Origin of the sequence: Bacillus cereus group sp. BfR-BA-01381 (genome assembly GCF_022663555.1) — a bacterium.
GTDB lineage: Bacteria > Bacillota > Bacilli > Bacillales > Bacillaceae_G > Bacillus_A > Bacillus_A pacificus.
The window spans coordinates 1-13,764 of sequence record NZ_JAKUFR010000045.1 but is presented as its reverse complement, the minus strand read 5'-3'; the positions used below and the strand labels follow the sequence as shown (position 1 = coordinate 13,764).

Genomic DNA, 13,764 nt, shown 5'->3' with positions numbered 1-13,764 from the left:
AAGTAAAAAGCTAGGAAGAACTTCTCCCTAGCTTTCTATTACTCTTCTTCTGCATCAACGATAAAGTTCGGATCTAACTCTTCAAACTCATCATCTTCAATTTGGAAAGCATCATCTGATTCTACACAACCTTCAGGGTTTACACTTACACAAATTTTCGTTTCTCCAACTACTTCTGTTACAAATTCACGTTCTACCGTTACAACAATTTTATTACCATTTGGTGATACAAGAGCCTCTAAACAATTTGGTGGCTGAATGACACGAGCAATAATTTCTAAATCATCACCAGAAAAGTTTTTATCACGATATCCAATGCTTACTTCATCTGTGTAGTTCACACGTTCTGTTACAACTTCTGTCTTTGTATTGCCATCGAATGAATACCAAGTGTTCACATCATAGAATCCTTCAATTTCCACATGTTTTCCATTCTTTCTTGCTTCGTATGAGTGGTTAATTACCCAGCACCCTAAAATACTTGTTGGCTCATTATTCGATTCACATGTATGCGTTGACTTTGTATACTTACGTCCTTTTCCAACCACTGCTTTTGTAATAATCTCTCTAAATTCGGACATTCGTAACCCTCCTCAATCACTATTCACTTAATCATATGCGTGACAATAGCGGAATGTGTCATTCTTTTTTTGAGAAGAACTTACGTTTAATCCACTAAAAAAAGAGATGTCATTTCGACATCTCTTTAACAACCACAATTTCCTTTTTTACTTTCTACCGCTGCGCCCGTTTCACCCTTCAATACATCGCCATTAGTTGAAATTAATATTTCATCTGTTACGTTGTTAGAAATCGTACTTGCAACTAGTTGTAGTAAGTCATTTACATATGTTTGTGAAGATTTAAATTCTTGTACAACTGGGATACTATCTAACTTATCTTGCAGGGCATCAATTTCAGCTTCTACTTTTTTCAAAGCTTCCCATTTCCCGTAATGCTGCAAGTTTACTGCTTGTTTTTGCAGTGCTTTAATTTCATCAATTGCGCGCTTCACATTTTCATTTTTATGAATTTGTGCCTCTGCTTTCTTAAAGAAATCAACTTCTTCTGTTTCAGAAATCATTTTTGCTAATTCTTTCGCTTGCTCAACAATTTCATCTTTCGAATATACTTTCATCTATTATTCCACCTCAATCGGCTCTTCAACTAATTCTCCGTTAAGAGACCAAGTTTTTGCATCCGTTACTTTTACTTTCACAAGCTGACCAATTAAAGACTTTGGAGCAACGAAATTTACAAGTTTATTCGTACGAGTATAACCTGCAAGTACTTCTGGATTATTTTTACTTTCTCCATCAACTAACACTTCTACAATTTGACCTTTATAACGATCATTCTTTTCAATTGCCAATTTATTTACTAATGCATTTAAGCGTTGAAGACGTTCTTTCTTTACTTCCATCGGTACATTGTCTTTCATTTTTGCAGCTGGTGTACCTTCACGCGGAGAATAAATAAAGGTAAAGGCAGTATCAAACCCTACTTCACGATATAACGACATCGTTTCTTCAAATTGCTCATCTGTTTCATTCGGGAAACCGACGATAATATCAGTTGTTAATACCGCGTTTGGAATTGCTTCTTTAATTTTTCTTACAAGCTCTAAATAATGCTCACGTGAATATTTACGCGCCATAATTTTTAACATTTCTGTGCTTCCAGATTGAACTGGTAAGTGAATATGTTCTACTAAGTTGCCGCCTTTTCCAAGCACTTCAATTAAGTGATCATCGAAATCGCGTGGATGGCTCGTTGTAAAACGAATACGGGCAATATCAACTTTACGGAGTTCGTCCATTAAATCGCCAAGACCGTATTCTATATCTTCAAAGTCTTTACCATATGCATTTACGTTCTGTCCAAGTAACGTAATTTCTTTATAACCATTCGCAGCTAAATGACGAATCTCTTGGATAATGTCTTCTGGACGTCTGCTTCGCTCTTTTCCGCGCGTATACGGTACGATACAATATGTACAGAACTTATCACATCCATACATAATATTTACCCAAGCTTTAATATCACCACGACGTACTTTCGGAAGGTTTTCAATTACGTCTCCTTCTTTGGACCAAACTTCAACTACCGTTTCCTTTGAGAACATTGCATCTTTTAGAATGTACGGTAATCTATGAATATTATGCGTTCCAAACACCATATCTACATGCTGATTTTTTTGCATAATTTTATTTACAACAGATTCCTCTTGAGACATACAACCACATACACCAATTAAAAGATCCGGATTTCTTCGTTTTAGTGCCTTTAAATGACCTAGTTCACCGAACACTTTATTTTCAGCATTTTCACGAATAGCACAAGTATTTAATAATACTACATCTGCTTCTTCAGTTGAAAAGGTTGGTTCATACCCAATTGCAGTGAAAATACCCGCCATTACTTCTGTATCATGCTCATTCATTTGACAACCATATGTACGAATATAAAACTTTCTTCCTGCACCAAAATTGCGAAACTCTTCAGGTAAGCCAAAATCCCGTTCAATTTTAACTTCTTCTTTTCCCCTCTTTTTCGCGTCTTTTAAGGAAGGTGGTTGGTATACACTTTCAAAGTATTTGCTATAATCTTTCTCTTCTTTTTTCGTAGAGGAATTCACTTGTTGACTTGCTAATCGTTGTTGCTCGTTCATCGGTAATCTCCTTTCACCCTTAACTATACACTCTCTATAGTCCATTTTAATGCGCTTAGACCCACCTCAAAAATGGTTAGATAGCTTGAGAGATACTTGTCCTTTGAAACTTGAGTAATCAATCTAATCATCTATAAGAATGAAGTCTTCCCCACACAAATAGACATTCCCTTTTTGTATTTCTTTTGTCCTAATCAAAAGCATATTGCTTTATCCCTATACACATTACCATAGTATGAAGTGTTTCGCCAATTTTTACAAAGAAGAAGGCTTATCCTATTATTACATTTCCTAGTTAATGAACATGCAATTTTCATACAACGATTTATATATTATTTTACCATTCTGAATTTTCTAAGTAAATAAGGCTACCTTATATTTTTACTCATTAAAAAAGGCTGCCAAATGGCAACCTTCTCTTCTTACATTACATAAATTCAGCAACAAGTTCATCAAACATTTTCTGATCCATATTTAAATCAGATTGCACTAAAAGCTTCTCACTATAGCCTTTTACTAGTTCTTGGTATGAAGGTTGCGCTGTATTTTGATAAATTAAACCTGTTACTAATCCGTTATTTTCCATTAATGTTTGCATAGCCATCATGCGATTAGACGGATCATATCCCTCTACTGTACTTAGTTTTTTTAAATTCTCTTTAAACCAATCGTAAGTATTTACTTTATTGTAAGTAACACATGGGCTGAACACGTTAATTAATGAAAATCCTTTATGATTAATACCAGCTTCAATAATTTGTGTTAATTCTTTTAAATCACTTGAAAAGCTTTGCGCCACAAATGTTGCACCAGCTGTTAAAGCCATTTCCATAACATTTAGCGACGGTTCAATTGAACCTTGTGGTGTACTTTTCGTTTTGAATCCAGCTTCACTACGTGGTGAAGTTTGCCCTTTTGTTAATCCGTAAATTTGGTTATCCATTACGATGTACGTAATGTCAATGTTACGACGAATAGAATGGATCGTATGTCCCATACCAATCGCAAATCCATCACCGTCACCACCTGATGCGATAACTGTTAAATCACGGTTTGCCATTTTCACACCTTGCGCAATTGGAAGGGCACGACCATGAATACTATGCACACCATATGAATTAATATATCCTGAAATACGACCTGAACAGCCGATACCAGAAATAACAGCAAGTTCATCTGGATTTAGGCCAACGTTAGCTGCCGCACGTTGAATTGCAGCTTGCACTGAGAAGTCTCCGCAACCTGGGCACCAGTTTGGTTTTACACTGTTACGAAAGTCCTTAAATGTTGCCATTTAATACAACCCCTTTTTTGCATTCGTTGTAAATCTCTTTCGGCAAGAATGGGTTTCCATCATATTTTAAAAGACTAGAAATTTTCTCACCGTTACCAAGATTCATTTTCATAATGTTAGCAAGTTGGCCTGTTGCATTGTTTTCTACCACTACAACACGCTTCGCATTTTTCACAAGTGGATCGATTTCAGCTGTTGGGAACGGATGAATTAAACGCACATGAGCATGGTTTACTTTCATACCCTCTTGTTCTAAGCGCTCCATTGCTTCTTCGATCGCACCACGAGTTGAGTTAAATCCAACAAGCAATACGTCTGCTTCTTCATGCTTAACATTTTTATAAACAGGGGTATTAAACTTCAAGTTCTCCATTTTACGGAAACGTTTGTCCATTTGATCTTTACGGTTTATAGCTGATTCAGATGGTTTACCAGTTTCATCATGTTCTACACCTGTAACATGGTGAACACCATTTTTCATACCAGGTAAAACACGTGGTGAAACACCATCTTCTGTTACTTCATAACGCTTGAAGTATGCTTTATTTTCACGTTCTGGTAATTCCGCTTCTAAATCAAGCTTACCGCGACGAATTTCCACTTTATCTAACTTAAGTGGTTCTACTGTCTGTTTCCCTAAAGAAAGCTGTAAATCTGTTAAGAAAATAACAGGTACTTGATATTCTTCAGATAAGTTAAACGCTTCTACAATATCATAGAAAGCTTCTTCCACTGTACTTGGCGCCATTACGATTTTTGGAATTTCACCGTGCGTACCGTAAATCATTGCCATTAAATCAGACTGCTCTTGTTTCGTTGGTAATCCTGTACTTGGGCCACCGCGTTGTGTATCAACAATTACTAATGGCGTTTCTGTAATACCTGCTAAACCGATTGCTTCCATCATTAAAGATAGACCTGGACCAGCAGACGCAGTTAATGTACGAACACCAGCATAGTTTGCACCGATTGCCATTGTACAAGCTGCGATTTCATCCTCAGTTTGGATTACTGTTCCGCCGACTTTTGGCAATTTTTTAATTAAGTATTCCATAATTTCTGATGCAGGTGTAATTGGATATGCAGACATAAAGCGAGCACCACCAGCTACTGCACCAAATGCAATTGCATCGTTCCCAATCATAAACATGCGTTTCTGACCATCAGCTTTTTCAAGCTGCATCATGTTTACTTTTTCACCTAGTAACTCTTTCATATATTGAGAGCCGCGCTTAATTGCGTCCATGTTCTTTTGAACGACTTGCTCTCCTTTACGACCAAAGATCTCTTCAACAACATCTAAATAAGCTGTTTCATCTAATCCTAATACCGCACTTGACGCTCCAACAGCAACCATGTTTTTCATTAATGATGTGCCTAATTCTGAAGCAATATCTGTAAACGGTATCACATATAGATTTACATCTGTATTGTCAGGTATTGTCGGATTAAATTTCGCATCTGCAACTACAATCCCACCTGGACGTAATTCGTGGAAGTTAAAATCAATTGTTTCTTGATCAAAAGCAATTAAAATATCTAAATCATCTGAGATCGCGCGTACTTCTGTTGTACTTACACGAATTTTATTATTTGTATGGCCGCCTTTTATACGTGATGAGAAGTGGCGGTAACCGTATAGGTAATATCCTAATCGGTTTAATGCAATACAGAAGATTTCTCCTGTACTTTCAATTCCTTCACCTTGTTGGCCTCCAACTTTCCATGAAAGTTGACTAATCATCTCCTACACCCCTTTTGGCTGCATTCATTGTAGTGTATTTTTTTACAGTAATAGTTTAGCATTTTTTATGCAAATAAACTACAATGGACGCAAATTATGCCTCTTCTGATTTCCCTGAATCTTTAGTATAAAGCTATTTTGTTTTTCATTCTAGTATTAGGTCTTAAAAAAAGCAATAATATCAAATGAATTAATTCTAATTTTTCTGGATTTTTAAAACAAAAATTTTAAAAGCTTATATGTTCAACAAAATTATCATATAAAAATCGCTCTACAGTAGATGCAGCATAGTGTTTACAAAGCTCGTTCATTACATTTTCATAATCTCCATACGCTGATACATTTACAACTGTTTCTACTATCCCATCAAAATCCGAACCAAACCCTATATTGTTCTCTCCACCTAATGAACAAATATATTCGATATGTCTTATTATATCTGTTATATTCGCTTGTTTTTCACTTGTTAGGAACTGTGGTACAAAAGTGACACCGATTATGCCATTTCGCTTTATAAGAACTTTAAGTTGTTCATCATTTAAATTACGTGGGTGCTGACAAAGTTTCCTACAATTTGAGTGGGAAGCAATTGGATTTCTTGCAATTTCAATCACATCCCAAAAACTTCTTTCATTCAAATGAGACACATCAGTCCATACATGTAACGCATTCAGTTCTTGTACAACATGTTTACCAAAAGTCGTTAAACCTGCCCCACGCGTCTCTAGTGCACCATCAGCTAATAAATTGGCATAATTCCATGTTAATCCAAAAGAACGTACTCCTAGGCGATAAAACAACCGTAATTTCATTTCATCTTTTCCAAGTGCCTCGCATCCTTCTAGTGTTAATATTGCTCCAATCTCGTTCTGTTTTAACATGTTAATATCATCTTTTGTCCGAATAAACTTTACACCCGGTAGTGATAAAATTTCATTATAAAAAATATCTACCATTTGTAATGCCACTTCAAATCGTTTTTCATACGCCACTATTTCTGGAACATATATAGCAAAACATTGTATACTTCCTTTTCTTCTCTTTAACTGTTCAAACGTAATATGTAATTGCGAATCATGTTTAAAATCTTTTTTCCCCTTCGCATTCCATAACTGAAAGAGTACATCACAATGGGCATCAAAAATTTTCATTTTCATTCCTCCATTATAAAAACAACCTGTTTGCATACTGCAAACAGGTTGTTTAAACTTAACGAGGTTCTACAATTAATTTTATTGCTGTACGCTCTTCCCCATCAATCATAATATCCGTAAACGCTGGGATACAAATCAGGTCCAAACCACTAGGCGCTACAAATCCTCTTGCAATTGCTACTGCCTTTACCGCTTGGTTCAATGCACCTGCACCAATGGCTTGAATTTCTGCTGTTCCGCGTTCGCGAATAACACCTGCAAGTGCACCAGCTACAGAATTAGGGACCGACGTTGCTTTAACTTTTAATATTTCCATTCCGCGTTTCCTCCTCGTTTCTATAAAAAGTATTAGCAATTATTTCACTTTAACTTATATTCACGAGGAATGACACGTATTCCTGCTAAATTTCTGTAATTTTTCTAAAAAATTAAAAAATAATAACTTATCTAAATTTTAACAGGGATTACTCAAAAAATGGTTGATCATCATTAATTAAGATACGCTCAATTTTCTTAGCTTTTCCTGTATTAGGATCCACATCAATTAGCACTGCGCTTAATTGTGTTCTACCATTTGTCACTTCAAATCGTACTGGTAAGTTTGTTAAAAACTTCTTCAATACTGCTTCTCGGTCCATGCCTAAAATTCCATCGTACGGTCCTGTCATACCAACATCTGTGATATATGCCGTTCCGCTTGGTAAAATGCGATTATCTGCTGTAGGGACATGCGTATGTGTACCTACTACCGCTGTAGCACGACCATCTACATACCAACCTAACGCTTGTTTTTCACTTGTAGTTTCCGCATGGAAATCAACAAAAATAATATTCGTACGTTTTTTCGCAATGTTAATTAATTCATCCACTTTACGGAATGGACAATCAATTGGAGGCAGGAATGTACGTCCTTGTAAGTTAATAACTGCAACTTCTGTTCCATTACAGTTCACAAAAATAAGCCCTTTTCCTGGAGTTCCTTCTGGGAAGTTAGCCGGTCTTGCAAGATATTTTGCGTCATCAATAAATTCAAATACTTCACGGTTATCCCAAGCGTGATTTCCAAGTGTAACCGCTTGTGCTCCGCATTCTAAAAAGTTTCGGTATATTTTTTCCGTAATTCCACGTCCACCTGCTGCATTTTCTCCATTAATAATGGTTACTGTAGGTGTATATTTCTTCTTTAGTGCCGGTACGTATTGTTGAATCATGCCTCTACCAGGAGATCCTACTACATCCCCAACAAATAATATTCTCATATGTCTTACCCTTCCTATGTACTACATTTTTTATTACTATAGCTTCAAGTAATTACCTTACAATATATTTATTATAAGTTTGTTTCACTTGTATGCTAGGTATAACTAATTTCCTTTATTTTAACCAATTCCAACACAAAAAAATAAAGTGGTGTTTCACCACTTTATTTTGCGTATTCCACTGCACGTGTTTCACGAATAACAGTTACTTTAATATGTCCTGGGTAATCCAGTTCATTTTCAATACGTTTTCGAATATCACGAGCTAAACGATGAGCTTCTAAATCATCAATTGTATCTGGTTTTACCAGAATACGAACTTCTCGTCCTGCTTGAATTGCGAAAGATTTTTCTACGCCTTCATAAGACTCTGAAATCTCTTCTAACTTTTCAAGACGACGAATATAGTTCTCAAGTGTCTCACTACGAGCTCCAGGTCTTGCAGCTGATAATGCATCTGCTGCTGCAACTAAAACTGCAATGATGGAAGTTGGTTCTGTATCCCCATGGTGAGATGCAATACTGTTTATAACTACAGGATGCTCTTTATATTTTGTTGCGAGTTCGACACCGATTTCAACGTGGCTACCTTCTACTTCATGGTCAATCGCTTTCCCGATATCATGTAATAGACCAGCACGTCTTGCTAGTTTTTCATCCTCACCAAGCTCTGCCGCCATAAGTCCAGTTAAATATGCAACTTCCATAGAATGTTTTAAGACGTTTTGTCCGTAACTTGTACGGTATTTTAAACGACCTAAAATCTTAATTAAATCTGGATGTAATCCGTGAACACCCACTTCAAACGTTGTTTGCTCTCCGACTTCGCGAATATACTCGTCCACTTCACGTCTTGATTTTTCGACCATCTCTTCAATACGCGCTGGGTGAATACGTCCGTCCTGTACCAGTTTATCAAGAGCGATACGAGCTGTTTCACGACGAATTGGATCGAATCCAGAAAGGATAACCGCTTCTGGTGTATCATCGATAATTAGGTCAATACCTGTTAACGTTTCTAACGTACGAATATTTCGACCTTCACGTCCGATAATACGTCCCTTCATTTCGTCATTTGGAAGATTTACAACCGAAACGGTTGTTTCAGCAACATGATCAGCTGCACATCTTTGCATTGCAAGAGATAAAATCTCTTTTGCTTTTTTATCCGCTTCTTCTTTCGCACGAACTTCACTTTCTTTTACCATTACGGCAATTTCATGAGAAACTTCACTTTCTACTTTACCAAGAATAATTGCTTTCGCTTGTTCGCGTGTCAGATTGGAAATGCGCTCTAATTCTGTTTGTTGCTTTTGAACTAACTCTCCCACTTTGCTTTCCAACTCTTCAATCTGTTGTTGTCTCGCTACAAGAGAATCCTCTTTCTTTTCTAACTGTAGCTCGCGTTTATCGAGCGTTTCGTCTTTACGATCAAGGTTCTCTTCTTTTTGCATTAAACGATTTTCTTGTTTTTGTAATTCGCTTCTACGGTCACGAATTTCTAATTCAGCTTCTGTACGAAGTGTATGAATTTCATCCTTTGCTTCTAAAAGCGCTTCTTTCTTAAGTGCTTCAGCCTCACGATTCGCTTCGTCTAGAATACGTTTCGCTTCATTGGCTGCACCATTAATCTTCGCTTCAGCAATAGACTTTCGAACAAAAAAGCCAACAACTGCACCGACTGTTGCAAGCAAAATGGAGATGAGTATCCAAACTGTACTACTCATGATTTCACCTCCCCTTGCTATGAATGAAAAAAGACTGTCGGCATGTACATTGAATACCAACATACAGCAAAGACCGTCGTCCCGCTTTTTTAAGGGACTTTCTTCATTTCACAATTAAAATGTCATATTATTATTTCGGCAAGATTTAAGTCTTACTCCGAATATTACTTCTCTTCTTGAGAAGAGTGTTTCGTATATAAGAAAAAATATACATTCTCATTGTATCTATCGCAATTTTCATTGTCAAGCGTTGTCTACTTTTACTTTCTTTACCTTCAGCTTTAATTTATATAGGAATGTAAAAAGCAGAGAGCATATTATCCTGGAAAACCTTAGTAAATTCCAGTTTATTCATGTAAAACGCGCATATATCTCTTTTTATATATAATCTTTTAGGTAGATTAAATATTTTATCTCCAACGATATACAACGCTTTCATGATGATACAAAAATAAAAGACACGAAGCCGTGTCTTTTACTTTTAATCGAGAAGACTTGGATCTTCCATACCTTCAGCACCTGAATCTTCGCTAATTCCGTGATGCTCACGAATAAAGAAGGCAATTTCTTCTCTTAAATCCGTATTTTCTTTTAAGAACTGCTTCGAATTTTCACGACCTTGTCCTAAGCGTTCTTCATTATAAGAGTACCAAGCACCGCTCTTTTGAACGATATCAAGTTCAGAAGCCATATCCAAGATTTCACCTTCTCTTGAAATACCTTCTCCGTACATAATATCAACTTCCGCAACACGGAATGGTGGTGCCACTTTATTTTTAACTACTTTTACTTTTGTTTTATTACCAACGATGTCGTTACCTTGTTTTAATTGCTCCGCACGACGCACTTCAAGACGAACAGTTGAATAGAATTTCAACGCACGACCACCTGGAGTTGTTTCTGGGTTTCCGAACATAACCCCAACTTTTTCACGAATTTGGTTAATAAAGATTGCGATTGTTTTTGATTTATTGATTGCACCTGATAACTTACGAAGTGCTTGAGACATTAGACGAGCTTGTAAACCTACGTGTGAGTCACCCATGTCTCCTTCAATCTCAGCTTTTGGTACAAGAGCTGCTACAGAGTCAATTACGATAATATCAACCGCACCACTTCGTACAAGTGCTTCTGCGATTTCTAAACCTTGCTCCCCTGTATCAGGTTGTGATAATAGTAATTCATCGATGTTAACACCTAATTTTTGTGCATATACAGGATCCATTGCATGCTCCGCATCGATGAATGCTGCTTGTCCACCTTGACGCTGTACCTCTGCAATTGCATGTAATGAAACTGTTGTTTTACCTGAACTCTCAGGTCCATAAATCTCGATAATACGGCCGCGTGGGTATCCGCCTACCCCTAATGCCACATCAAGTGCTAAAGAACCACTAGAAACTGTAGAAACTCTACGCTCCGCTTGTTCTCCTAATTTCATAATTGAACCTTTACCGAATTGCTTCTCTATTTGTTTTAACGCCATATCTAATGCCGCTTGACGATCACTCATTCAAAATTCCTCCTTAACTGAATTGCTAATCTTATTATACCTATTTTCAATTCAATTTGCCAACAAAAATCGAACATTTATTCGTTTTTTTTATTTTCCATTAAATAAAACTGCATTTAACCATTAAAAAAAGCTAGAAGAGACTTATATCTCTTCTAGCTTTTTATACAAATGATAAAACCCATATTTTGCTGAGCGTTCCCTAATTTGTTGACGACTTCCGCTTAAGTTTAGAGGAAAGACTACAGTTGGTTCATCTTTAATCGCCAATCCAACAAATACTGTTCCCGGCTCTTTATGTTCTGAAGCATCTGGTCCTGCTACCCCAGTGAAACTAATTCCGATATCCGCTTTTAATAATTCTTTAACATTTTCAGCAAGATAACGAGCACATTCTTTACTAACTGCACCGTCAGTAGACAACACTTCCTCAGGTACATGTAATACATGTTGCTTCACATCATTATGATAACAAATGACACCGCCTTTAAATACGGAAGACACACCAGCACTTTCTGTTACTTGATTCCCGAAGAGACCACCTGTTAAACTTTCCGCACACGCTAAAGTTAATCCTTTTTTCTTCAATAACTCTATCGCCTTATAATGCAGAAACTCTTGGTCATACCCGTAGAAGAACTCTCCTACTCTTTCTAAAATCAAATCTTCCACATGCTGAATGAGTTTCTCTGCTTCATCAACATTTTGATGTTTGGCAGTTAAACGTAATGTCACTTCTCCATCATTCGCAAGCGGGGCGATTGTCGGGTTCGTTTGTCCATCAATTAAATCTTGAACTTTCACCTCTAATTGAGATTCCCCAATTCCGAAGAAGCGCAGCACGCGAGAATAAATGTTTTCTCCTGTTGTAAAGTTACGTAAAAAAGGCTCTACATAACTTACATACATTGGCTTCATCTCTTTCGGTGGTCCTGGTAATAAAATGTAAACTTTTCCGTTCTTATTTAAACCCATACCAGGTGCCATACCGTGATCATTCGCAAATACAGTTGCCCCATTCAAAACGAGTGCCTGCTTTTTATTATTTTCAGTGAACTCACGACCTGTACGCTTAAAATAATCACTTATTAATGCTAATGCATTTTCGTCATATACAAGCTCTTCCCCTAAGCTAGACGCAATTGTTTCCTTCGTCAAATCATCTTTTGTCGGGCCTAATCCACCTGTAAAAATAAGCATGTCCGCACGCTCTTCTGCAACTTCAATCGCCTGCTGTAATCGTTTGTTATTATCTCCAACTACAGTATGGTAGTACACATTAATACCAATTGAAGCTAACTTTTCAGATAAAAACTGGGCGTTTGTATTTGCAATTTGTCCAAGTAATAATTCTGTTCCAACCGCAATAATTTCAGCATTCATCCCAATTCCCCCATAAACTTCTATTTTGAGTTTACAAAAGCAGCTCTATTTTTCCAGAAATAATCCCATCCTGAAATAACAGTAAAAATTAATGCAATCCATATGAAGATATCAGCAACTGGAATATGGATTAAATTTAAAGGTACATCGTGTAATAAGTATGCCGCAATCGCGATGATTTGTGTCCATGTCTTAATTTTCCCTAGTTGATTTGCCGCAACTACTTCCCCTGTTCCAGCAAGCACAAGACGTAGACCAGTTACCGCAAACTCACGGCTTATAATAATAATAACGATCCAAGCTGGTACGTATTGCATCTCAACTAACGTGATAAGTGCCGCTGAAACAAGTAATTTATCAGCTAACGGGTCAAGGAACTTCCCTAAATTCGTTACAAGATTATACTTTCTTGCGTAATGTCCATCAATCCAATCTGTAGCCGAAGCAACAATAAAGATAAGCGCTCCTACTAAATGCTGAATTGGTAAATCAACATCACCAATTGTATATGACCCCCAATCAAAGGGTGCTAACATAATTACCATAAAAATTGGAATTAAGCAGATTCTAGATATTGTAATTTTATTTGGTAAATTCACAGCTATTCCTCCATCATATCAAAAACATTTGTTCATTGAAAAAAGTCATCGAAGCGATGACTGTTATTGTGCAGGTTGCTCTATCCCTAGATTTTTAATCAAGAATTTTTGATGATAATTCTCTTCTGGATTCAACGGGAATGTAACGACTTGGCCATTTAATTTAAATTCAACATTCGGTGCACTTCCTATATTAAGGTTTACCACTTTCGCTGTTGATAAATCATATTTTTGAGTTTGGCCTTCCTCTATTGTTCCACTAAAGATATCATTTCCTGCCTCATTTTTAATACCTACATAACTTGCGCCTTTTGTTGTAATTTCTAGTTCTAACGTTTTATTATTATGAATTTCCAAAGTGGATTCCTTACCAGTTGTCCCAATTACTTTGATTTCTTGTTGTCCCGTTTGTTGCGCTGG

General features: G+C 36.7%; 13 protein-coding genes. All 13 read right to left on the bottom strand.

Features of this window, described 5'->3' with window-relative positions; translation table 11 throughout:
• Nucleotides 1-38 precede the first annotated feature (38 nt).
• Nucleotides 39-581, bottom strand: coding sequence for an outer spore coat protein CotE (gene cotE / locus MR079_RS16425; protein WP_001288798.1), 543 nt, complete (start codon nt 579-581; stop codon nt 39-41).
• A gap of 125 nt (nt 582-706) precedes the next feature.
• The gene (locus tag MR079_RS16420; RefSeq protein ID WP_000870462.1) at nt 707-1,138 is read right to left on the bottom strand and encodes a YlbF/YmcA family competence regulator; all 432 of its coding nucleotides are present in this window, start codon (nt 1,136-1,138) and stop codon (nt 707-709) included.
• Between the two features lie 3 nt (nt 1,139-1,141).
• A complete protein-coding gene (gene miaB / locus MR079_RS16415) occupies nt 1,142-2,671 on the bottom strand; it encodes a tRNA (N6-isopentenyl adenosine(37)-C2)-methylthiotransferase MiaB (protein ID WP_242294305.1) in 1,530 nt (509 codons plus the stop codon).
• 427 nt (nt 2,672-3,098) lie between these two features.
• Nucleotides 3,099-3,965 carry a 2-oxoacid:ferredoxin oxidoreductase subunit beta gene (locus MR079_RS16410; RefSeq protein ID WP_242294304.1) on the bottom strand — a complete coding sequence of 289 codons (867 nt, stop codon included), beginning with the start codon at nt 3,963-3,965 and terminating at the stop codon, nt 3,099-3,101.
• On the bottom strand, nt 3,952-5,709 hold the full coding sequence (locus MR079_RS16405; RefSeq protein ID WP_000625421.1) for a 2-oxoacid:acceptor oxidoreductase subunit alpha: 1,758 nt from the start codon (nt 5,707-5,709) through the stop codon (nt 3,952-3,954). Before MR079_RS16405 ends, MR079_RS16410 begins: the two co-directional genes overlap by 14 nt.
• A gap of 227 nt (nt 5,710-5,936) precedes the next feature.
• Nucleotides 5,937-6,860 (bottom strand): dipeptidase, encoded by a 924-nt coding sequence (locus MR079_RS16400; RefSeq protein ID WP_139867009.1) that lies wholly within the window; start codon nt 6,858-6,860, stop codon nt 5,937-5,939.
• Between the two features lie 58 nt (nt 6,861-6,918).
• The gene (spoVS, locus tag MR079_RS16395) at nt 6,919-7,179 is read right to left on the bottom strand and encodes a stage V sporulation protein SpoVS (protein ID WP_000404341.1); all 261 of its coding nucleotides are present in this window, start codon (nt 7,177-7,179) and stop codon (nt 6,919-6,921) included.
• Nucleotides 7,180-7,327: 148 nt separating this feature from the next.
• Nucleotides 7,328-8,122: a TIGR00282 family metallophosphoesterase gene (locus MR079_RS16390; protein ID WP_001221095.1), complete on the bottom strand. Its 795-nt coding sequence runs from the start codon at nt 8,120-8,122 to the stop codon at nt 7,328-7,330.
• A 164-nt stretch (nt 8,123-8,286) separates the two neighbouring features.
• Entirely contained in the window at nt 8,287-9,849 is a 1,563-nt protein-coding gene (gene rny, locus MR079_RS16385; protein WP_000099773.1) for a ribonuclease Y, read from the bottom strand.
• A gap of 481 nt (nt 9,850-10,330) precedes the next feature.
• Nucleotides 10,331-11,362, bottom strand: a complete 1,032-nt coding sequence (gene recA, locus MR079_RS16380) for a recombinase RecA (protein WP_001976711.1) — start codon at nt 11,360-11,362, stop codon at nt 10,331-10,333.
• A 144-nt stretch (nt 11,363-11,506) separates the two neighbouring features.
• Nucleotides 11,507-12,745 (bottom strand): competence/damage-inducible protein CinA, encoded by a 1,239-nt coding sequence (gene cinA, locus MR079_RS16375; RefSeq protein WP_139867007.1) that lies wholly within the window; start codon nt 12,743-12,745, stop codon nt 11,507-11,509.
• A gap of 20 nt (nt 12,746-12,765) precedes the next feature.
• The gene (gene pgsA, locus MR079_RS16370; RefSeq protein ID WP_076869526.1) at nt 12,766-13,344 is read right to left on the bottom strand and encodes a CDP-diacylglycerol--glycerol-3-phosphate 3-phosphatidyltransferase; all 579 of its coding nucleotides are present in this window, start codon (nt 13,342-13,344) and stop codon (nt 12,766-12,768) included.
• A 63-nt stretch (nt 13,345-13,407) separates the two neighbouring features.
• The coding region (locus MR079_RS16365; protein ID WP_242294303.1) for a DUF4115 domain-containing protein at nt 13,408-13,764 on the bottom strand (357 nt) is incomplete at its 5' end.